15 protein-coding genes are annotated in these 21,504 nt (G+C 70.8%); 5 read left to right on the plus strand and 10 right to left on the minus strand.

The features are described from left to right. Positions 1 to 15: 15 nt before the first annotated feature. A complete protein-coding gene (locus ACFWIW_RS25420) occupies positions 16 to 426 on the plus strand; it encodes a VOC family protein (RefSeq protein WP_378370744.1) in 411 nt (136 codons plus the stop codon). Positions 427 to 507: 81 nt separating this feature from the next. Next, the gene (locus ACFWIW_RS25425) at positions 508 to 1,500 is read left to right on the plus strand and encodes an RNA polymerase subunit sigma-70 (RefSeq protein WP_378370745.1); all 993 of its coding nucleotides are present in this window, start codon (positions 508 to 510) and stop codon (positions 1,498 to 1,500) included. A gap of 229 nt (positions 1,501 to 1,729) precedes the next feature. On the opposite strand, the gene ACFWIW_RS25430 is transcribed toward ACFWIW_RS25425, so the two are convergent. Both ACFWIW_RS25430 and ACFWIW_RS25435 read right to left on the minus strand, forming a co-directional pair. Next, complete coding sequence (locus ACFWIW_RS25430; RefSeq protein WP_378370746.1) at positions 1,730 to 2,314, minus strand: dihydrofolate reductase family protein; 585 nt, start codon at positions 2,312 to 2,314, stop codon at positions 1,730 to 1,732. 74 nt (positions 2,315 to 2,388) lie between these two features. Continuing rightward, on the minus strand, positions 2,389 to 4,917 hold the full coding sequence (locus ACFWIW_RS25435; protein ID WP_378370747.1) for a tetratricopeptide repeat protein: 2,529 nt from the start codon (positions 4,915 to 4,917) through the stop codon (positions 2,389 to 2,391). A 118-nt stretch (positions 4,918 to 5,035) separates the two neighbouring features. On the opposite strand from ACFWIW_RS25435, the gene ACFWIW_RS25440 reads away from it, so the two are divergent. Further along, positions 5,036 to 7,531 carry a tetratricopeptide repeat protein gene (locus ACFWIW_RS25440; protein ID WP_378370748.1) on the plus strand — a complete coding sequence of 832 codons (2,496 nt, stop codon included), beginning with the start codon at positions 5,036 to 5,038 and terminating at the stop codon, positions 7,529 to 7,531. A 193-nt stretch (positions 7,532 to 7,724) separates the two neighbouring features. On the opposite strand, the gene ACFWIW_RS25445 is transcribed toward ACFWIW_RS25440, so the two are convergent. From ACFWIW_RS25445 to ACFWIW_RS25480, 8 genes are all read right to left on the minus strand, one after another. After that, a complete protein-coding gene (locus tag ACFWIW_RS25445) occupies positions 7,725 to 8,270 on the minus strand; it encodes a hypothetical protein (RefSeq protein WP_378370749.1) in 546 nt (181 codons plus the stop codon). A 261-nt stretch (positions 8,271 to 8,531) separates the two neighbouring features. Then, entirely contained in the window at positions 8,532 to 10,979 is a 2,448-nt protein-coding gene (locus ACFWIW_RS25450; RefSeq protein WP_378370750.1) for an ATP-binding protein, read from the minus strand. Between the two features lie 87 nt (positions 10,980 to 11,066). Beyond that, positions 11,067 to 14,489 (minus strand): ALF repeat-containing protein, encoded by a 3,423-nt coding sequence (locus tag ACFWIW_RS25455; protein ID WP_378370751.1) that lies wholly within the window; start codon positions 14,487 to 14,489, stop codon positions 11,067 to 11,069. Between the two features lie 215 nt (positions 14,490 to 14,704). Beyond that, on the minus strand, positions 14,705 to 16,558 hold the full coding sequence (locus ACFWIW_RS25460; RefSeq protein WP_378370752.1) for a trypsin-like serine protease: 1,854 nt from the start codon (positions 16,556 to 16,558) through the stop codon (positions 14,705 to 14,707). 38 nt (positions 16,559 to 16,596) lie between these two features. Further along, complete coding sequence (locus ACFWIW_RS25465; protein ID WP_378370753.1) at positions 16,597 to 17,112, minus strand: hypothetical protein; 516 nt, start codon at positions 17,110 to 17,112, stop codon at positions 16,597 to 16,599. Next, complete coding sequence (locus ACFWIW_RS25470) at positions 17,109 to 17,681, minus strand: helix-turn-helix domain-containing protein (protein ID WP_378370754.1); 573 nt, start codon at positions 17,679 to 17,681, stop codon at positions 17,109 to 17,111. The genes ACFWIW_RS25465 and ACFWIW_RS25470 overlap by 4 nt, the downstream gene beginning before the upstream one ends. Positions 17,682 to 17,843: 162 nt before the next feature. Then, positions 17,844 to 18,677: a peptidoglycan DD-metalloendopeptidase family protein gene (locus ACFWIW_RS25475; protein ID WP_378370775.1), complete on the minus strand. Its 834-nt coding sequence runs from the start codon at positions 18,675 to 18,677 to the stop codon at positions 17,844 to 17,846. Between the two features lie 141 nt (positions 18,678 to 18,818). Continuing rightward, the gene (locus ACFWIW_RS25480) at positions 18,819 to 19,277 is read right to left on the minus strand and encodes a hypothetical protein (protein WP_378370755.1); all 459 of its coding nucleotides are present in this window, start codon (positions 19,275 to 19,277) and stop codon (positions 18,819 to 18,821) included. A gap of 530 nt (positions 19,278 to 19,807) precedes the next feature. Here ACFWIW_RS25480 and ACFWIW_RS25485 point away from each other — a divergent pair. Both ACFWIW_RS25485 and ACFWIW_RS25490 read left to right on the plus strand, forming a co-directional pair. Beyond that, positions 19,808 to 20,350 (plus strand): hypothetical protein, encoded by a 543-nt coding sequence (locus tag ACFWIW_RS25485; RefSeq protein WP_378370756.1) that lies wholly within the window; start codon positions 19,808 to 19,810, stop codon positions 20,348 to 20,350. Further along, positions 20,347 to 21,456 (plus strand): MAB_1171c family putative transporter, encoded by a 1,110-nt coding sequence (locus ACFWIW_RS25490; protein ID WP_378370757.1) that lies wholly within the window; start codon positions 20,347 to 20,349, stop codon positions 21,454 to 21,456. The genes ACFWIW_RS25485 and ACFWIW_RS25490 overlap by 4 nt, the downstream gene beginning before the upstream one ends. Positions 21,457 to 21,504: the final 48 nt, after the last annotated feature.

Consider the following 21,504-nt stretch of genomic DNA (forward strand, 5'->3'; position numbering starts at 1 on the left):
ACTGGAGGACATCCCATGGCAATCTCGCAGATCTACGTCAACCTGCCGGTCTCCGACCTCGAGGCGAGCACGAAGCTGTACACGGCGATGGGCGGAACGGTGAACCCGGACTTCAGCGGTGACACCTCCGTCCAGGTGGCGTTCTCCGAGACGATCCTGGTGCAGCTGATGACGCGCGAGACCTTCGCGTCCTTCACCAAACGGTCCATGACGGATGGCCCGATCGAGGTGATCAACGCGCTGGCCGCCGGGTCGCGTGAAGAGGTCGACCGGCTGGCCGACGCGGCGCTGGCCGCGGGTGCCACCGAGCCGCGCGCGGCCCAGGACATGGGCTGGCTGTACAACCGGGCGATCGACGACCCGGACGGCCACAGCTGGGAGCTGCTGGCCTACGACCCGGCCGCCATGGGCGACGGCCAGGAGTGATCTCGGGGTTCCACCGATCAGAAATCCTCCGCCACGTCGTCTCTTCTGGTGGCTCACTCACCGGTGGAAGGATCGACGACCATGACCGACGCCGGATCGCCGGGCGCGGACGAGACCACGTTCATCGAGGTGGTTCGCTCCGGCGATCCGGCGCGGTTCGCGCTCGTCACGGAACGTCACCGGCGTGAGCTGCAGGTGCACTGCTACCGGATGCTCGCGAACTACGAGGACGCCCAGGATCTGACACAGGAGACTTTCCTGCGGGCGTGGCGCAAGCGGGAGTCGTTCAAGGGCCATGCCGCGTTGCGGACCTGGCTGTACCGGATCGCGACGAACGCCTGCCTCGACTTCCTGGAGAAGCGCGAGGACCGCACCCCCGTACCGGCCGGGCTGGAGCACTCCGAGGTGCTCTACCTCCAGCCGTACCCCGACCGGATGCTCCCCGAGGACCCGCAGGAATCGGTGGTGGCGCGGGAGACGATCGAGCTGGCGTTCATCGTCGCCGTCCAGCACCTGCCGCCGCGGCAACGGGCGGTGTTCATCCTGCGCGACGTGCTCGGCTGGCCGGCGTCGAAGGCGGCCGACGCCCTCGAACTGACCGTCGCGTCGGTGACGAGCGCGCTGCAGCGGGCGCGCGTGACGATGCGCGGGCGGCTGCCCGGCCGCCGCCTCGACTGGCGGGGCGCGGAGCTGTCGAAGGACGAGCGCGGCGTGGTGAAGTCGTATATCGAGGCCCATGAACGCAACGACCTCGACGGGCTGGCGTCCTTGCTGCGCGAAGACCTGCGCTTCGCGATGCTGCCCGAGGCGGGCACCACGACCACGACGGCCAAGGACGCGGTGGACGGCTGGGTCTCCGGCGGGCTCTTCCGGCGAGGCCACGACGACTGGCGCGGTATCGCCACGACGGTCAACCGCATGCCGGCCGCCGCGCTGTACCTGCGCACTCCGGGCGACCCGGAGTACCGGCTGTTCGCCATCGCGGCCCTGCGCGTCGCCGACGGGAAGATCGCCGAGCTCACCGGCTTCGACGCCACCGGCAAACCATGGCTGGGCCTCCCGCCGACACTGTGATCACTCACGTGCCAGGGCCCGATCCGGGAGTTTCGCGTGACCGGCCGGACGGCACGCGTGATCAGACGGACGGCACGCGTGTCTGGAGGGACGACACACGTGTGCGGCCGGGTTTGCGGCGAGCCGTCCCCCTGGACACAAGTGTCGTCCGTCTGATCACGTGTGTCGTCCCTCCAGACACGCGAAACGACCTGGGGCACCAGCGCGATGGGGCCGAATCAGGCCCCCGTCAGCGCCTCGTCTCGTAGCGGGTCAGCACCACGCCGCCGGGAAACGTCCGGGTCTCCACCAGGGCCAGGTTCACCCAGCCGTCCAGCGCGGTGAAGAACGGCGTGCCGCCGCCCACCAGGACCGGCATGGTGACCAGCACGTACTCGTCGATCAGCCCGGCGCGCATGGCCGCACCGGCGAGGGTCGCGCCGCCGATGTCCATCGGGCCGCCGTCCTCCGCCTTGAGCCGGGTGATCTCGGCGACCGCGTCGCCGGTGACCAGCCGGGCGTTCCAGCCGACCGCGCCGGTCGCCGAGGAGAACACCACCTTCGGCATGTCCCGCCAGCGGCGGGCGAACTCGATCGCCGCCGGGGTGGCGCCGGGCCGCCGGTCGGCGGTCGGCCAGTGGGAACTCATCACCTCCCACAGTTTGCGCCCGTACAGCGCCAGGTCCGTCGCCGCCACCCGGTCGGACCACCACCCGAACAGCTCGTCGTTCGGCGACGAATCCGGTCCGTCGCCCGCGCTCCAGCCGAGGTCGTCGCCGGGCGCGGCGATGTAGCCGTCCAGGGTCACGTTCATGGCAAAGGTCAGTTTCCGCACGTCGGCCTCCGGTGAGTCGATCTCTCACCCGTACAGACGGGCGCGGCGCGAAAAACCGATCGGTCGGCAAGCCGTCAGAGGACGGCCGGACTCGCGACACGCTCACGGACTTCGCCGGCCTCCGGCACTCCCATCTCGGTGTACGCGGCGTGCGCGGTCTGCCAGTGTTTCCGCGCGGCGACCGGATCACCGTCGGCGAACAGCGCGTCGCCGAGTCCACTCTGGGCTCTGGCCAGCTCGTAGCGGCTGTCGGCCGCGGTGGCCGACTCGATCGCCGTCCGCAGGCAGCGCACGGCGTCGGCGGCCCGCCCGGCGGCGAGCAGGGTGGCCGCCATGTCGGTGCTCGCGGCCAGCGCTCCTTCCCGGCTGCCGATCTCCCTCGCCAGCTCGATGGCCTGCCGGTGATGCGCCAGCGCCTCGTCGAACCGCCCCGCGGCGACGAGCAGGACCCCGAGATGGTTGAGCACCTTGCCTTCGTCGGCCCGGTTGTGCGTCTGCCTCGCCACGGCGAGCGCCTGTTCGTAACAGGCCAAGGCGTCGGTGTCCTTGCCCATTCGCCGGAACGTGGTGCCGAGACCGTCGAGCGTCCGGCATTCGCAGAGGTGGTCACCGCTCGCCCTGGTCGCGTCGAGGGCCTCGGACAGATGATCGACGGCGGCGGAATGATTCCCCAGTCGCATCTCGGCGACGCCGATATTGCACAACTGCCGTGCCCGGAACGACTCGTTGTTCCTCTTGACGGCGAATTCCATGGCCCGCCGGAAACAGGGCAACGCGGCGCGATAGTCACCGAGACCGGCCAGCAGCAGGCCTACGTTCCCCGACAGGTTGAGGACGTAATCGGATTCGCCGGCGGCGTCGAACTCCTCGATCGCGTCCTGCAGGACGGCGAGCGATTCGGCCGCGTTCCCCCGTTGCCAATGGGTCATGGCCAGCCCGTTCAGCACATGCCCTCGGGTGGCGCCGGCCGCGACCCGGACGGCGTTGCCGAACAGGGCGAGCGCGTCACTCACGTGCACGCGGGCCTCGAAATAGCTCGTCATCACGCACGCGAGCCGTGTCACGTGGTCGTCACGTCCCTCGCTCAGCGCCCACCTGGACGCGACGACGAGGTTGACCCGCTCGGCGTCCAGCCAGGCCATCGCCTCGTCCGCGCCGTCGAACACGAGAGCCCGCGCCGCCGGGGTGGGCAGATCCTCCCAGCGCTCCGCCTCGTGCTGATAGCAGGTGACGAGCGCGGCACGGGCGGTGGCCAGCTGGAAGTCGAGCAGCCGGCCCGCCGCGGCCCGGCGCACCCGGGCCTGGACGCTCTCCCGGACGCGTTTCTCGGCGAACACCCGGACCAGATCGTGCAGTTCGAACCGGGCTCCGCGGGCGGTGACCATGTTCGCCGCCACCAGGTCGTCGAGCTGACGGCGGACGACGCCGACCTCGGCACCGGCCAGCGCCGCCGCCGCGTTGTCGTCGACATCGCGTCCCGGATACATGGCGAGCAAGCCGAGCAACACCCGGTCCGGCCCGGCCAGTTCGTCGTACGACGTGCGCAACGCGACTTCGACCCCGTCGTCCAGCCGCAGCATGGTCCGCAGGTCGGCGAGGCGGTCCCGGTGGTCGGCCATCGTCCACTCGTCCGCGGCGGCCAACCGGCGGGTCACCAAGGCGAGGGCGAGCGGCAGCCTGCCGACCAGTTCGACGATGTCGGCCGCTTCGCCCCGTTCCGCGTCGACACGTTCGTCGCCGATTCCGTCGCGGAGCAACTCGACCGACTCTTCCGGGGTGAACACGTCGAGCGCCACGTGCCGGGCCGCGTCCAGTTCGGCGAGGCGGCGCCTGCTGGTGATCAGCACCAGGCAGGACGGACCGGCGGGCAGCAGCGGCAGCACCTGGTCGACCGACGCCGCGTTGTCCAGCAGGATCAGCGCACGCCGTCCGTCGAGCAGCCGCCGGAACAAGGCGCTCCGGTCGGCGAGGGTGAGGCAGCCGATCTCGCTGCCGGACGCCCCGAGCCGTCGCAGGAAACCTTCGAGTACCGCGGCCGGGTCGGCGGCGGGCCGGTCCGCGTCGAAACCGCGCAGATTCACCACCAGCCGCACGTCGGTGAACCGGCCCCGCTCGGCCAGGAGCCGCGCGACCTCGCTCGCGAACCGGGTCTTGCCGACCCCGGCCATTCCGGAGATCGCCCACACCCCGGCGTCGTCCGGCCCGGCCTCCAGCACCCGGCGCAGCTGCGCCTGCCTGCCGACGAACCTGCCGTCCCCGGCGGGAAGGTGATCGGCCACGCTGATCACGGCCGCCTCGGTGGCGTCTCCGGTGATCACCCGGTGCGCCTGCCGCCATTCCGCCGCGACGTCCATCCCGAGCAGCACGGCCGCGATGTCGACGACCAGTTCGACGTCCAGCCGCTTGCGTCCCGGCAGCAGGCAGCGGTACACGGTGTTGTAGGCGGGTAGGTCGGCCGTGCCCCGGGCCGTGCGCAAGCGCCGCACCCGCCGGTGCAGTTCCCGGTGGGACAGCCCCGCCCAGGCCAACGCCTGCCTCAGCCGCTGGGAGAGCTCGTCGTACGACCGAGCTCCCACCGGACTCGGGCGCTGTTCCTCCGTCACGGGACCCCCTGGACACGCGAACCGAATGCCGAGCGACCATAGCCGAGAGCGACGACCGATGGGCGATCTCTCCCATTTGGACAGTGCCGAGCATCCACACGCACTACCCTTCCCGATCGTGACTCCCGACCGAACTCCGGCCGAGGGCGGAGCGCCGCCGGAGCCGCTCGGCGCCGGTTCGTTCGACGAGCTGGCGGCCCGGCTGAACACGCTGCGCGGCTGGAAAGGCGTGTCCTACCGGGAGCTGCACCGGCGGGTCGTGCGGGGGCGGCGGGCGGCGGGGAACCCTGATCTGCCGGTGTTCAACACGGTCTACCGCTGCCTGCGGCCGGGGCGGCGCCGGGTGGACGCGGACCTCGTCGCGGACATCGTGCGGGTGCTCACCGCCGACGAGGCGGTGGTGGCCAGGTGGCGACAGGCGTGCCAGGTGATCGCGGGGGTCACGGCCGATTCGTCGTGGGTGACCGTGGCGGGTGAGCTTCCCGCCGACGGCACGGACTTCGTCGGCAGGCACGCCGAGCTGGCCGCCATCACCGGGCGGTCACCGGTGGTGGTGATCGACGGTATGGCCGGTGTCGGCAAGACCAGTCTCGCCGTCCGCGCCGCGCACCGGCTCGCCAAGCGGGACGGCGCCGGCGTCCGGTTGTGGGCGGACCTGCGCGGCTACGACGCCGACCGCGCGCCCGCCGACCCGCTCGCGGTGCTGGACGAGTTCCTCCGGCGGCTCGGGGTGCCGGGCGGGGAGATCCACCGCCTCGGCCCCTCGGGCAGGCTGACGACCTATCGGCGACTGCTCGCGGACCGGCGGCCGGTCGTGGTGCTGGACAACGCGGCGGACGCCGACCAGGTGCGCCCGCTGCTGCCGGACCGGCCGGGCGGCATCGTGCTGATCACCAGCAGACGGCGCCTGACCGGTTTGGCCGGCGCGCGGCCCGTGCACCTGGAGGCGTTTCCGGGGACCGAGTCGCTCGACATGTTGCGCACGCTGGTCGGGGCGGACGAGGTCGCGGGGGATACCGAGGCCGCCGCTCGGATCGCCGAGCTGGTCGGTCATCTGCCGCTCGCGTTGACGGTGGTGGCGGGCCGGATCCGGAACCGGCCCGGCTGGACGCTGCGCGACCACGCCGCCCGGCTCGCGGAACGCCGGGACAGCCTGCGGGTCGAGGACGAGCTGGAGAACGCCATCGGCCTGTCCTACGCCGACCTGCCCGCCGAGGCGGCGCAGCTGCTGCGGCTCCTCGCGATCCATCCCGGCCGCGACGTCGACGCGCGCGCGGCGGCCGCGCTCGCCGGGGTGGACCTGCGCACGGCGGAAGAACTTCTGCGCGAACTGGTCGCCGTCAGCCTGGTGCAGCGGAGTGTCCAGGATCGGTTCGGCCTGCACGACGTGGTCCGCGTCTACGCGGCGGGACTGGCGCGTGACGTGGACGCCGCTTCCGCGCGGCGGGCCGCGCTCGGCCGGTTGTTCGGCTACTACCGGCACACCGCCTGCCGCGCCATGGACCACTACGCCCCGCACGAAAGCGACCGCAGGCCCGTCGTGTCCACTTCGGACATCCCGCCACCGGACTTCGCCTGCCTCGCGGCGGCGACGGCGTGGCTGGACGCCGAGCGGCACAACCTGGTGGGTATCACCGCGCTGACCGAGGAGCAGGGCGGACGCGAGGACGCGGCCATGATGTCGCCGATCCTGAACCGGTACCTGTACAACACGTTGCGCTTCGCCGACGCGGAGATCGTGCACGGCGTCGCGGTCCGCGCCGCCGACCCGCTGCTCCAGGCGAGCGCGCATATGAGCCTCGGTGCGGTGTACCTGCGCTCCAACCGCTACCAGGAGAGCATCGACCAGCTCAAGCAGGCGCTCACGCGATACGACGCGGCCGGTGACCGGGCCAGCTGGGCGCGGGCGCTGAACAATCTCGGGAACGCGTTCGACCGGCTCAGCGACTTCGCGGCGGCCGAGGACTGTTACCGGCGGGCGCTGCTCGTGCACCGGGCGACCGGCAACCGCACCAGCGAGAGCCGCGCGCTGGGCAACCTCGGCAACAGCGCGATGCGCGTCGGAGACTGGGACAAGGCCGAGACGTACCTGGACGAGGCATTGGCGATCATGCTGGAGGTGGGGGACCGCGTCGGGGAATGCCTGACCTACGGCAATCTCGGCACGGTGCACGAACAGCAGGGGCACTCCGCCGAGGCACTCGGCCATTACCGGCGGGCACTCGGCAAAGCACGCGAGTTCGGCTACCCGTTCCCGGAAACCGAGGCGTTGCTTCACATCGGCGTGCTGCTCGCGCGGCTGGGGGAGCACGACGACGCACTGGCGCACCTGACCGAAGCGCTGGACCTCGCGCGCCGGAACAGCTTGGGGGAGTTCGAGATCAAGGCGCTCAACGGTATCGGCACCGCGCTCGGCGGCCTGGGTGACGCGGCGGGCGCGATCGCCAGGCACCGTGAAGCGCTCGCGGTCGCCGAGAAACTTGGCGACCGCTATGAACAAGCACGGGCGCACAAGGGAATCGAACAAGGCGCGGCGGTCTCCGGTGACACCGGCATGGCCGACGAGCACGGACGGAAGGCGCGGGCCCTGCTCAGCGAGATCGGCCTGCGCTAAAGGTGGCGTGTCGCGAAAGCCACTTTCGAGACGTGTGATGTCCCGAAAGTGGCTTTCGCGACATGACGCCGACGACGGGGACGGCAAAGAGAGCCGCGCCGATTCGCCTTACCCACGGATCCGGGGCGCCGTCGAGGGGGAATGGCGGTTTCCCGGATCCGTGGTGGCCCTCGTCATGACTGCGCGAGCCGGCTCACTTCCAGCTGTACGCCGCGCCGCCGAAGCCCGGCTGGACCTTCGCCCGCACCCTGGGGGTCGAGGCGAGGCCGAGATAGCCGCCGCCCTTCTTCGGCGGGCCCGACCAGCGCACGACAACGGTGCCGCCGGTTCCGCAGCCCGCCGTCGTCCAGGTCGAGACGCTCTTCTTTTTCTTGGTGCTCCAGTAGTGGCCCTCCGCCTGGACGCAGACCCGGCCGTTGCTGCCGGCCGGGATCTTCCACGTGTAGCGGCGGTGCTGCGGGTTCTTCTTCGAATCCGGGCTGATGTAGCCGCAGCTCGCCTTGCTCACCGACCACTTGCCGTAGCCGGCCAGGGCGCGGCGCCAGTCACCGCAGTCGGCGGTGCCGGCTTCCGAAGCCTCTTCGGTCAGCGTGACCTCGGCCGTGCCGCCGTCGGCCTCCGAGGCGGCGACCGCGGCGGTGTCCGCCTCTTCTTCGGCCATCGCCGGCGCGCTCTGCGCGGCGAGTGCCATTCCCGCGACCACCAGGCCGGTCGTGACCCGTGTCGTCCATTTCTTCACTGGTGTTCTCTTTCTCGTCGTTCGGCTCGAACGCCACGGCGAATCGCGCCGGGCCTTCTTTCGAATTCGGCAAGTCGTCGGCCTTCTGAGTGTTTTCCGCAGGGTGAAGCCGCGTGCCGGAAGGAAGACGACTTGTCCGAGCGTTGATTTCTGTCGGCCGATCGTGGGGCCACGTCAGACATTAACGGCGACGCGGGAAACCGGACAGTGATCTTGTGCGGTGACTTTGATCGAGGTTGTTCGAAAACGCCGGATCGCCCGTCACGACGACACCATCGCGATCCCCATCGCGTCGTACAGCGACCGCGCGCGTTCGCGGTACGGCCTCGCCTTGTCCGTGGCACCGACGTCGTCGTGGGTCGCGGCGATACCGGTCAGCGCGCGGGCCTCCTCATGCGGTTCGCGGGTGAGCCGGGCGAGCTCGGCGGCGCGCGTGTAGTGCGCCAGCGCGGCCGTCCGGTCACCGCGCGCCAGCGCGCTGTCCGCGAGCCCGTTGTGCACGAGGGTTTCCAGCGGCCGGATACCGGTCGCCACTGCGATGTCGAGCGCCGCCTCCTGGTGCAGGCGGGCCGTCGCCACGTCGCCCTGCCGGAGGTGCACAAGCCCGAGATAGGCCAGTGCGTACCCTTCGGCTTCGCGGTGGCCCTCGGTCCTGCTGACCGTCAGCGACCGTTCGAGATGGTCGTGGGCTTCCGGCCACCGGCCCAGCGCGCGGTACACGTCGCCGAGATTGTGCAGCGCGATGGCCTCGCTCAGCCGGTCATCGATGCTCCGGGCGTTGGTGAGGCACTGCCGGTAGCAGTCGAGCGCGGCGTCCAGCTCGCCCCGGCGTTCGTGGACGAAGCCGAGGTTGGACAGCGAACGGCCCTCGTTGAGGCGGTCGCCGTTCTCCCGGGAAACGGTCACCGCCTTGCGCAAATGGTCCGCCGCGGCGGCGTACCGGCCCAGCTGCGCGTACACGGTGCCGAGGATGTTCAGCGCGCGTCCGGCGACGACCGGGCTCCCGTCGACGTCGAGGCAGCGGGTCAGATGCGTCACCGCCTCGTCGAAATGACCGAGCCTGGCGCAGGTCGAGGCCAGGTCGACGAGCGCCTGCTGGGTTCCGATGGCGTCGCCAGCCCGCTGTGCCTCGGTGAGCGCGAGACGGTGCAGTGTGCGCAGGACGCTGTAGTGACCGTGCACCCGCAACACGTGCCACAGCACGGTCGAGAGGTCGCGGGCGTAGGTGTCGCCGTCGGCCGACGACTGTTCCGCGATGGCGATCAGGGTGGGCAGCTCCGCCGCCAGCCAGGTCGCCGCGTCTTCGGCACCGGTGAACCTGACGTTCTCGGCGACCGGGGTGAGCAGCGGTCTTCGGTTGGGGTCGCCTGCCGCCATCGACCCGGCCGCGTCGGCCGCCCCGGCCACATAGTGTTCGGCGAGGCGGCGCAGGGCCGCCGATCTTCGCCGCACCGGTTCCTCGACGGCGCGGCCGCGCGCGTAGTCGCGGACCAGATCGTGGAATTCGAACCGGCCGTCCGCGCGGTGCGCGAGCAGCAGGTGGCTGTCGACGAGCGCGTCGAGGAGCCCGCGGGTCTCCGGCGGATCCGTGCCCAGCAGCGCCGCCGCGGCGGCGGTGTCCCAGTGCGGGCCGGGATGCAGCCCGAGCAGACGCAGCGCCGAGGCGACGTCGCCGGGCAGCGCGTCGTAGGACCAGGACAGCACGGAGGGCAGGGAGGTGGTCTTCTCTTCGGTGGTCAGCGCGGCGAGCCTGCCGCCGGCCGAACGCATCGAGGACGCCACGTTCGCCAGGTTCCTGTTGTGCGCGAGCCGTTCACCGACGATGCGCAGGGCGAGCGGCAGGCCGCCGCATCCCGACACCATGTCGGCCAGGGCGGTGCGGTCGGCGAACTTCCGTCGCTCGCCCGCCAGCCGGTCGAGCAACGAGAACGACTCCTGTTCGGTCAGCAGCGGCACCCGGACCCGGTGCGCGTCGGCGCTGATCGTCAGCCCGTGCAACGCCGCGCGGCTCGTCACCACCACGGCGCAGCCCGCGTGGCCGGGCAGCAGCGGCCGGACCTGGTCCGCCGAGCGGGCGTTGTCCAGCACGAGGAGCACCGAACGGCCGGCCAGCACACTGCGCAGCGACGCGGCCCGGTCGTCGAGGTCGGCGGGCACGTCCGCCACGGGAACGCCGAGCGCCCGCAGGAACGACCGCAGCACCTCACCCGGGTCGGCCGGCGCCCCCGGCCCGTACCCCCGCAGGTTCGCGAACAACTGCCCGTCGGGGAAGTCGTGTTTGACCCGGTGCGCCCACTGCACGGCCAGGGAGGTTTTGCCGACCCCGGCCATGCCTTCCAGCACCGCCACGACGACACCTCCGCCCGCCCCCTCGCCGTGGAGGGCGTCGAGCGTGTCGATCTCCCGCTGCCGCCCGATGAACGACGTGATACCGGCGGGCAGTTGCGCGGGCACCGAAACGACCGGCGTTCTCGTGGGCGACACCGCGTCCGGGCAGTAGTGCCGCACGAACCGGTTCGCCTGCTCGCCCTGGAGACCCAGGCCCAGCGCCAGCGCCTCCACCGAATGGCGGCGCGGCCGGGCGACCCGGCCGCGCTCGATGTTGCTGATACTTCGCACCGTCAGCCCGGTGCGTTCCGCCAACTCCTCCTGGGTGAGCCCGGCAGCCCGCCGTGACTCACCCAGCAACGAACCAGGCCGCCCGTCCATTTCGCGGATGTTAGAGCGGTCTGACGACGAAAAGCGGTGGTTCGCCGGCGATTTTGATCGAAATTGGTCGAAAACGCCGCCGTCGTGTCAGTCGAAGAGCCGGTGCACCCAGCCGATGGCGTCCTCCGCCCGGTGATCCGTCCAAGCACCGATCTTTTCGTAGTGGTGCTCGAGCAGGTTCTTCCCGATGGCCGTCGTGCCGATCCGGAGGCTGCGGCCGCCGATCTCGATCGATCCGATCAGGGTGAGGCCGTGGTTCACCATCGCCTTGCCGAGTGCCGTGTGGAACTCCTTGCTTTCCCAGCCGTACGCGTAACCGGACGTACCCGCGGCGAGATATCCGGCGTTGATGGACATGATCTTGAGGACGCCGCTGACGACGTACACGGGCCAGGGCTTCACGGTCATGCCGAACGTGGCGATCCCGATGATGCCGTCGATCATGCCGGTTATGTCGGAAAGCCCGTTGTAGTAGCGCGACATGAGCGCGGCGATATCCCTGCTGTTCCAGGATTCGAACGGCCACACGGCGAAGATCGAGCAGTCGCCGCGCGCGTTGGGATCGTCGGTGCAGAGGTCGCTGGCGGCGTCCTTGTGTTCCCGGGCCTTCATCCATGCCCGCTGCGCGGCGAGCGCGGCCTCGGCTTTCGCGGCTTCGATGGCGACATGCCGTGCCCGGCTCGCCGCTTCCGCCGCCGTGACGGCGTCCTGGCCTGCCTGGATCGCGGAGGCGCGGGCGTTGTTCGCCGAGACCTGCGCGCTCCCGGCGTACCCGACCGCCCGGTCGGCGGAGTCGATGGCACGCAGCATCGAGTAGTTCGCCGCCCGCCGTGCCCGGTTCGCGACGGCCGCCGCTTCCGCCGCCCGGTCGGCGGAGCGACGGGCGTCCGCGGCGGACTGTTCGGCCGCGGCGGCGTTGTTCGCCGCTTCGGTGGCGGACCGCTGGGCGTCCTCCGCGTATCCGGCCGCCCGGTTCGCCCAGGTGACCGCCTCGGCGGCGGCTTTCCTGGCCTCCGCGGCGGCCTTGGACGCGAGGGCCGCGTCCGCCAGCGCGTTCGACGCGACCCGTGCCGCGTGCGCGATGGCCGCCCGGATCGCGGCGACGTGGGCGGCCAGATCCTGGTCGAGCTGAGTGGTGTCGAACGCGGTGCCGGCGACGAAGTTGTGGCGCATGCTGGTGGTGCCCGCGAGCGCGATCCGCGCCGCCGCCTTCGTGTACGGGCCGCCTTCGTTGAGCAGCCGGTAAGCCTCGACCTGTGCGTCCTCCGCGGCCGCGTCGACGATGGCCACCTTGAGGAAGTGGTGCATCGCCGCGGCCGATCCGTCGTCCAGTGCCGCCTGCGCGGCGGTGCGCGTCGCCGTCCCGGGATTGCCGGCGAGGATGTCGAAGATCGCCACCCTGTTGTCCTCCGCCGCGGCTTCGATGGCGCCTGTCGTGAGGAACGCGGTGACCGCGGCGGGATCGTCGTTCTGCAGTGCCCGGGCGGCGGCGTCGGCGACCGCGACGGTCGCCACACCGGCGACGGCGGCGACGGATTCGCTGTCGTCCTGGCGCTGTGACAGCACCCTGTCGGCGCGGAGCCAGGCCAGCACGTCCGCGTCACCACCGGCGACGGCGAATTCCGCCGCCGATCTCGTCCAGCTCCTGGTGGCGGCGTTCGTGCTCAGCTTGAGCGCGGCCTGCCGTCCCAGCGTGACCGCTCGGCCGGTGTCGCCCCCGCGCAACGCGGTTTCGGCGTCCGTGATCAAGGCGCGGGTCGCTTCGTCGGTCAGCGCGCTCTGCGTTTGCTGCCGGGCGATCCTGGCCCTGCCTTCCGCCTCGGCCCGGGCGTCCCGCTGGGCGAGCTCGACACCGAGTTCGGTCTCCTCGGCCAGCGAGGCGGCCTCGGCGTCCCTCGCCGCCTGTTCGACGGCTCGTGCCTGGTTGACCGTGTCCATGGCCAGGGTGGCGGCGGCGACCGCGCGCTGGGCGGCCGCCGTGGACCGGTTGGCGTAGTCGATCGCCTGACCGGCGTGGGCGGCGGCCTCCTCGGCGGCGGCCGCCGCGGCGTCCGCGTGGTCGGCCGCGCTGTTCGCGGCGTCCCGCGCCGCCGCGGCCGCCGAGGAGGCCTGGTTGGCGAACGCCCGTGCGGCGGCCGCCGCACGGTTGGCCCGCGCCGCCGCGGCGTTGGCCGCGGCGGCGGCTTGACGGGCTTCCGCGGCCTCGGCCTGTGCCACCCCGGCGGCCGAAGCCGCGTCGGCCGACGCGTTCGCCGCCGATGCCGCGTCGGTCGCCGCGGCCGCCGCCGATGCGCCCGCCGAGACCGCGCTCCAGCTGGCGATTCGTGCTTGTTCGGCGGCTTTCGCGGCGTTCCGCGCCTGTCCGGCGGCGTTGCGGGCGGTGACGGCGGCCTGCCGCGCGGCGGCCGCCGCACTCGCGTTCTTGGACGCGGAAATGGCGGCGTTGTACGCGCGAGCGGCCGCCCGGCCCGCCGCCGCCGTGGCGTGCGCGGCGGCCTGGGAGGCGTAGGCGGCGCGGCGCGCGGCCTCCTGCGCGGAACGGGACGCGCTGATGGCGGTGGCCGCGCAGGAGGCGGCGTTCTTCGCCGCGCGGGCGGCGGCATTCGCGGCCTTCGCCGAGCGGCGCACGTCGTTCTGCGCGGCGCGGGCCTCTTCCAGCGCGGCGAGGGCGGCCCGTTTCGCCTTGGCCGCGGCCTCCTTCGCGGCGTTGGACAGGGCGACGGCCTGATCGGTGCACCGTTGCGCGACCCGGCCTTCCCGTTCGACGATCCCGACCAGCTGCTCGATGGTGGCGGCCTCTTCGTCGCGAGCACGCGCGATGTACTGACCGGTGCGCAGGAACCAGTCGATGGCTTCCGCGGTACCGGCGTCGAGCGCCCGCTCGGCGTACAGCTTCACCTGCGGCGACGCCGTGGCGAGCATTTTGAAGACGAGGACCCGGTTGTCCTCGTCGTGTGCCGGGTACTGGCCGTTGTCGATGAACGCGGTGAACGCGGCGAGGGTGTTGGTGTTCAACGCCTCGGTGGCCGCCCGCTGCACCGAGGTCCCACCCGTGTTCTTGATGGTCAGCACCTCGACCCGCTTGTCCTCGGTGACCGCGGCGGCGTAACCGTCCCGCAGGAAACCCGACATCGTGGCGCCGCCGCCGTCCAGCGCGCCGCCGATCGCGGTGGCGGCGGCGCGGCCTGCGAAGGGCAGCGCGGCGAACAGGGCGAACTGGTTGTCCTCGTGGATCGCCGGCTGGAGCCGGTTGTTCAGGAAATCCGTGATGTCCGCGTCGGAACCGGCGAGCGCGGCCATCGCCTCGCGGCGCACCGCCTTGCCGCCGATCTTGTACTGCCAGACCGCCCGCCCCCGGACGGTGTCCGGCAGCCCTGTCGTGGCCGGGTCGGCGTCGGCGAGCGCCGAGCGCGCGGTGGCGAGCGAGAGCCCGGCGGGCAGTGCGGTCAGCGCGGCGGCACCACCGAACGCGCGGAGCGCCTTGCGTCTGTTCCATTCGTTCGAGGACATCATGGATTCCTTTCCGGAGCGGAGCTTGCTGGTGACGGGGACTTGTCGAGGGGTGAGGCGAAGGCGGCCGGGCGGGGTCGTGAGTGGCGTTTCGGGGCTCTAGCGACGAAGAAGGCGAATGTGGCGTGTTGCGAAAGCCACTTTCACAACGTCGAAGGTTGGGAAAGTGGCTTTCGCAACGTCAGCGGTCTGCCCACGCACCTGGCACGTTCGGCTTACCAGCCGAAATTGCTCAGGCCGGTGCCGTACTGGATCTGGTTGAACCCGGCCGTGTTGACCGTCTTGGTGTGGGTCAGCGTGATCGCGCCGACCTCATCGACGGCCACCGCGGGCTCGACGTCGGGGCCGGAGTTGGCCACGGGGGTGGTCCGCACCACCGGCAGCCTGCCGGTGGTGGTGCCGTCCGGGTTCACGCCTCGCACATACACGTCGCCGCCGTACCGCCAGGCGACGACGGCGCGCCGCTGGCCATCGATGCCGACCTTCGGTTCCGCCCCGTTCGGGCCGAGGTTGACGGCACCCCCGGCACCCGCCGCGGTGTAGGACCGGACCGCGACCTGCCTGGTGCCCGCGCTGTCGTTCTGCCAGCCGACGACGAAGTTGCCGGCGAAGTCGGCGGCGATGCTCGCGTCCCGCTGATCCCCGGTGCCACCGGGGGAGCGGTATCCCAGTGACTCCGAGCCGTCCGGGGCGAAGCCGCGGATGCGGATGGCGAAAACACCGCTGCCGTTGTCCATTTCCCAGACCACGACCGCGTTCCCGTTCGCGCCCATCGCCACGTCGGGGTTCTGGCTGGGACCGGCGCCGGGGCTGATGATCTGTTCCCACTTCTTGAGGGTGATGGCGGAATAGAACGCCAGGCGAACCTGTTTCGGGGCGCCGTTCCACGTTTCGAAGGCGATGGCGAAGCCCGTGCCGTTCGGGTCGGCGGCGATGCGGGGGTTCTGCTGCTGTCCGGCCGCGTTCGCGTTGACCACGGTCGAGCCGGTCTCGCGCGCGGCGGCGTCGAACGTCTTCACCCTGACGTCGTAATACCCGTTGCCGTCATGGTCGTCCGCGTAGGTGACGATGGTCGTGCCGTCGTCGCGGACCGCGACGTCCGGCTGGATGTGTTTCCAGTTCGCCGTTCCGGTCCCGGTGACCGCGCGGGTGAACTTGGGCTGCCCGTTCTGATACAGCCGCAGGTAGACGTTGGTGCCGACGGTGTCGGCGGGATTGGTGCCCAGCCGGTCGTCCTCCCACACCACCGCGGTCATCGCGCCGTTGTGCGAGGTCGCGACCGCCGAGTCGGTCTGGTTGTCGCCGGCGACCGCGGCCGCGGCGGTCCACTGGACGCCCTGTGCGACGCTCGCGATCCACGGCCGCACGTCGTCGACGCGGGTGTCGACGGCCCCGGTCCTGGTCTCGGTCGACGGCGTCCCGAAGCAGCCGCCTTGCCAGGAGCGGCTGTTCACCGCGGCCACCTCGACGCCGGAGCCGGTGGTGCGGAGCGCGGGTCCGCCGGTGTCACCGGCGCAGACGGCGGCGCCGTTCCGCCCGGTGAGCGCGACGTCCCCACCGGTGACCGCGTCGACCGTGAAGGTGCCCGCGTGCTGGTGCAGCGGCGCCCATTCGGTGGTGGTGCGGCCGTAGGCGGGGAGTGTCAGCTGCTCGCCCGCCGTCGGCGCGGTCGAGCCGACCGCGACCGGGGCGACCCCCGGGACGGACAGGTCGAGCTGGGCCATCATCAGGTCCCGCGACTCGTGCGGCACCAGCCGGAGCACGGTCCGCACCACGCCGGTGGTGGTCGTGAGATCGGGGCGGCCGATGGTCGCGGTGACGGGCTGAGGAGGGGTGCCCGCCGGCGGGAGGCCCGTGCCGGGGGTGGCGGCGAAGCAGCTCGAGGCGGTGAGCACCCAGGCAGGCGCGACCAGTGCGCCCGTGCAGGCGCGGGCGCCGCCGCCGATGTCGAGCCGCACGACGAACGGGTGGCCGGCGTTGCCTCCGACGACGGCCGCCGCGGGCGCGGCCGTCACCGCGGTGGCGGCCAGGACCAGGCCGGCCACCAGGGCCAGGGTGGGTCTTGTCATGGCTGAGTTCCTCACACGGTGCGGGAAGCGGTGGCCGGTCAACGGGAGACCTTGATTTCCAGGAGCATGTACTCGCCGCCGGTGCCGCCGGGGTCGGTCTCGCCGACGCCCGCGTAGCTGTTCGGCGGCACCTTGTACGTCTTCTTCGTCGCCCCGTCGTCGGGGGTCAGCACGACGTCGGTGGTGAAGTCCCCGGTGTCCACGCCGTAGACGGACGGCATCTCGACGGTCAGGTGCCCGGTCTTCCCCGAGACGCGGAAGCACACGTAACCGGAGCCGGGCTGGCCCCGTTCGGCGATCCGCAGCAGATCCGGATCCGTCGTGTCGGCCGGGCAGGTGGCGAGCAGCACGATGTGGCCGTCGCCGCGTTTGAGCAGAAACCCGCGCTCCGCCTGGATCTGGGCGGCCTGCGGGTATTCGAAGTCTTCGATCGCGAGTGGTGGCAGGTCGGCGGCCTGTGGGGTCACGTCGGCACCGGCGGGCGCGCCGCCGATGGCGAAGGCGGCGAGAGCGGCGAGTGTGGCGGCCATCGCCGCTCTCAACGGATGCTTCATACGGGTCTCCTCTTGCGGTGTGTTCCCGGCGCTGACGTGCCGGTGGTCGGTCGATACGCGGCCGCTGCCCGTTCGAAGTCGGCGCGGGCCTGGCCGGACAGGCCGAGTCCGGCCGCGATGAGCCGGACCGTGTCGCGGCGGGGCCTGACGACCCGGCCGTGCTCGAGATCCCGGATCGCTCGGACACTGACGGTGGAGCGGGCGGCGAGAAGCCGCTGGGTCGTGCCGAGGCTTTGCCGGTGGCTCCGCAGCAAGTTGCCGAAGTGGGCCGGACTCTCGTCCTCCGGGTTCATCGGCTCCAGCGCGGGGGCGACCTCGGTCACCCGCATGAGGTACCCGGGCGGCTCGGCGACGATGGCCGACGGCAGCCCGATCCTGCCGAGGTTCGCTCGCAGCGCGGACACGCAGATCCGCACCTGGGCGCGCGCGGTGGCGGGCGGCTCGGCGGCCCAGACGGCGTCGACCAGCCGGTCGATGCCGACCACCCGGTTCGCGTTGCGCAGCAACACGTGCAGCACGATCGCTTGCCTGCCGGGCAGGATCGGTTCTGTGTGAACACCTCGGGTCACCGGCGTCCTCCGCTCCGCTCGGCGACTCACGTCACCGATGCCGCATCATGGTCGGAAAGCGGCAGGGGAGGAGCAACCGGAAACTTCACCGAAGAAGTTCCGGTTCACCGGGTGACCGGAGAAGCCCGCCCGGCCCGGCCGAGCGGAGCGGGCTCGACCGCGTTATCCGCAGCAGATGTTGTAGCCGTGGTTCCGCCAGAACATCGACGGACTCGGGTTGTCGAGCACCGGATCGCCGGTGCTGTCCGACGCGCTCTCGTGCCTGCCCGGCCGGTACTCGACATGCGTGTGCGTGGCGGTGGCGCCGCGATATTCCTCGGTGCCGATCTGCTGACCGCGATTGACGAAATCACCGGCCGCGAGCCCGTTCGACGGGTTGAGATGCAGATAGACGATGGTGAAATCCTGGTCCCGGTTGTAGATCGCCAACGTGGACAGGCCTCCGCTGCCGTTGCTGCCCTCGGTCTTCCTGATCACGTAGCCCTGGGTCATCGAGTACACGGGAACACCGAAACCGCGGGCGAAGTCGATCCCCTCGTGCCTGCCCGACGTGCTCACGTAGCCGTCGAAATAGGAACTGATGCGGCCGGTTTCACTGTGGTACAGCCCGGTTTCCAGCCAGTCGTTCCCCACCAGGCCGAGCAGATGCCCGGCGTTTTCGTTGTACGTCGAGGTCAAGTTGGCTTTGGCGCCGTGCGGGAACGAATCGATCTGGCCGGTCCAGCCGCTCTTGAAGAACACCGTGACCACCGCGTCCCGCCGGTTCCACACCGAGGCCGCTTTGTTCTTCACGCACAGGCCCTTTCCCGCACCCGCGCCGAGGAAGTGATAACAGCCGGAGCCCGTGCCGTAGTCACCGACCGACGCATCGAAATCGCTGACCGATCCCTGCTGATTGCTGTTGTAATACAAACAGAACTCGCCGTCTTCGCAGACGCCGTTCCGTGCCGTCGCGGCTTGTGCCGACGGGGTGACCAGGAGAGTGCCGCTCAACATCAGTGCCACGCCGAATAGTGCGACCATCAATCTTTTCAACGACGTTCCCTTTCTCCTTGAACGCGGCGGATCAGCCAGTGCGCGACGCTACGGACGGGATGGAGGCCAGGGAAGTCATAAAGGCCAAACTGCCGCCGGGGATCACCGGTACCGCTGGGTGAACCGGACACCGTTGAAGGTGTGGGTGCAGCACGGGCAGGCCGGTGCCAGGTCGCCGGCGCCCAGTTCGGGGTTGACGACCCGCAAGCGGTTGTCGTCGTCCAGGTAGAGGCCGCTGTAGTAGCTGGTCTCGCCGAGCCGTACGTAGTCACGCCGTTCGTGTGGCTGCCGGGCGACCAGCCAGTAGATCGGTTCGGGGGAGTCGAGCCGGGCGGTGGCTTCGTCGCGCACCTCGTCCCAGTCCGCGCCGACCTTGCCGAGCAGGAACCGGAACAACGGCGTGTAGTCCAGGCCGCGGCGTGCCCGCCGTCCCATGGGCCCGCGCGTCAGATCGGAGGCGCGTTCCCTTTTGGTGTTGCGCTGGTGCCGGTAGTCCCCGCCGTGGTCGTGGTGGACGTGCCTGGCCCGGGTGTTCACGCGACGGTACAGCGGCTCCTTCATCGCGACTGCTTTCCTTCCATTCCGGAGCCCCAGTGTCCCACTGGTTCCACAGGACGGGAAATCACAAAGAATTGACGTCTCCACGCGGTCGGGCGAAGCCGTGGTGTGATTGGCCCTTGTGTTCCCGGGCCACCCACGGCGTTCGGCGGGCGAGCGGGATCTCGACGTCAAATGGCCGATCTGACGCTTAGCAATCGATCGATTACTTAGTGGCAATAGGGACAATGGTGTCCGGACAACGGACGCGGAGTAAGCGGGCGGCGGCCTTGTTCCCGCTTTGGAGACGGGGGCTCTTCCTGCTGTTCGCCACGTGTTCGGCGGCTAATATTTTCCGGAGTTGATCCGTTCAGGTGATGCGCTGACGCGTGCTGATCACTCGTGTTAGCCTGCCGCTGGTTGCTCGCGAGGGTCTGGCGTTTCGGGTGTGAAGCCCGCGTCATCTGGGGATGCGAAACAACTGGGGTGCAGCATTTCCTTCCTCGCTGCGGGTCTGAACGGACCCGTGGGTATCGAGTGGTCCAGGGGGTCGGGTGAAAGCGATTCATGGTTTCGTCAGTACCGTTGCCGGTGAGCGGAAACTTCGCCGCGGCCTGCGTAAAGAATTGGTCAAGGTCGGGATCGACGGGCCGGTCGAAATGGCCGAACTCTGCCGCCGCGTCGGGGAAAGCCGAGGTCGGCCGATCAAGCTCATCGCGTTCCCGATGGAGGTTCCCGGCCCGTGTGGAGCGTGGCTGAGCACGGCTTCCGGCGACTACATCGTCTTCCAGTCGGAGACGACGCGAATTCATCAAGAGCACATCATCGCGCATGAGCTCGGTCATATTCTGTCCGGGCACCAGGCGGAACCGGATGAAGAGGAAACCTGGTCCCGGTTCATGCCCGACATCGACCCGGGGGTAATTCGGAGGCTGTTGAAAAGAACGCAGTACGACTCGGTCCGGGAACGGGAGGCCGAGACGATCGCCACCCTGCTCCTCGAACGTTCCGTGGTCGCCCGGCTGCTCGCCGGGCCGGGTCCGTCGCGTACGAGGCGGATGCGGCACGCCCTCGGTGAGGCACGGGGCTGGCTGTGAGCCTGGCCAAGGAGTTCGTGATCGCGGCGCTGGTGTGGTTCTCCTTCCGGCTGGCGCGATCGCCGCGCGACCCGGCGATCTGGGCGCTGGTCGGCTGCCTGGTGCTGAGGTTGCTGACCGCGCCCTCGACCATGGTGGCGCTGCACGAGTTCACCGGCGGCGCGCTCGACGTCGCCACCTTCCGCCTGGTCCAGACGGTCGCGCTCGACGCCAGCCTGTTCTGCCTGCTGGTCTTCTTCCTGCTCTCCGCTGGCGGCGCCCGGCGGCGGGTGGCCCTCGACGCCGGGCTGCTGACGCTGGTCTGCGTGGTCTTGGCGGTGGCGATGTTCGTGGTCCCGGCCGCGTCGCGAGAGCAGGCCTTCGGTGTCGGCGCGGCGCTGCCGTCGGTGGTGACGGAGCCGGGGGTGGCGGTCTTCTACCTGGTCGACGCGGCTTACGGCACCTATACGACGGTGCAGGCGGCGAGCTGGGCCCTGCGTGACGCCGCGGGGACCCCGCCCCGGGTCCGCTGGGGGCTGCGGATCGCCGCCGGCGGCCTGATCGCGCTCGCGGTGACCTCGGTCGCGCGGTTCGGCACGATACTGGTGCGCTGGTCCGGCGGTGACGTGCCGTCGTCCGTCCCGGAGGCGACGGCCGCGCTGGTCCACCTCGGCATCATCCTGTTCATGGCCGGGATCACCCTGGTCGGGCTGCTCGCCGTGCTCGCCGCGGCCCGGCTGTGGCTGCGGCATCGGCGGCGGTACGGGGACCTGCGTCCGCTGTGGGGGCACCTGCACGACGTGTTCCCCGGCGACGCGCTGTACGACGGCCAGCGGCACGGATGGCTGGAGGAGCTCGCGTTCTGGCGGATGCATCGCAGGTACTGGCGAAGAGTCGTCGAGATCCGCGACGGGCTGGTCCGGCTGAGCCCGTACCTTGCCGACTGCGGTTTCGCCGAAGGCCGGGAACGGGTGTCGCCCGAGGTCTTCCGCGAGGCACTGGCCCGGTTGCGGTCGGGGGAGCGGCCGACCTCGCGCACCGCGGTGGCGGTGGCACGCCCGGAAGGGCAGGACATCGAGGCCGACGTCGGTGAGCTCGTCGCGCTGTCGAAGACCTTGCGCGCCTGATCGTCCGTTTTTCCTCAGTTGCACGGAACCGGGAGTGATCCTTCACGT

Origin of the sequence: Amycolatopsis sp. NPDC058340, from assembly GCF_042723975.1 — a bacterium.
In the GTDB taxonomy this organism is placed as follows: domain Bacteria; phylum Actinomycetota; class Actinomycetes; order Mycobacteriales; family Pseudonocardiaceae; genus Amycolatopsis.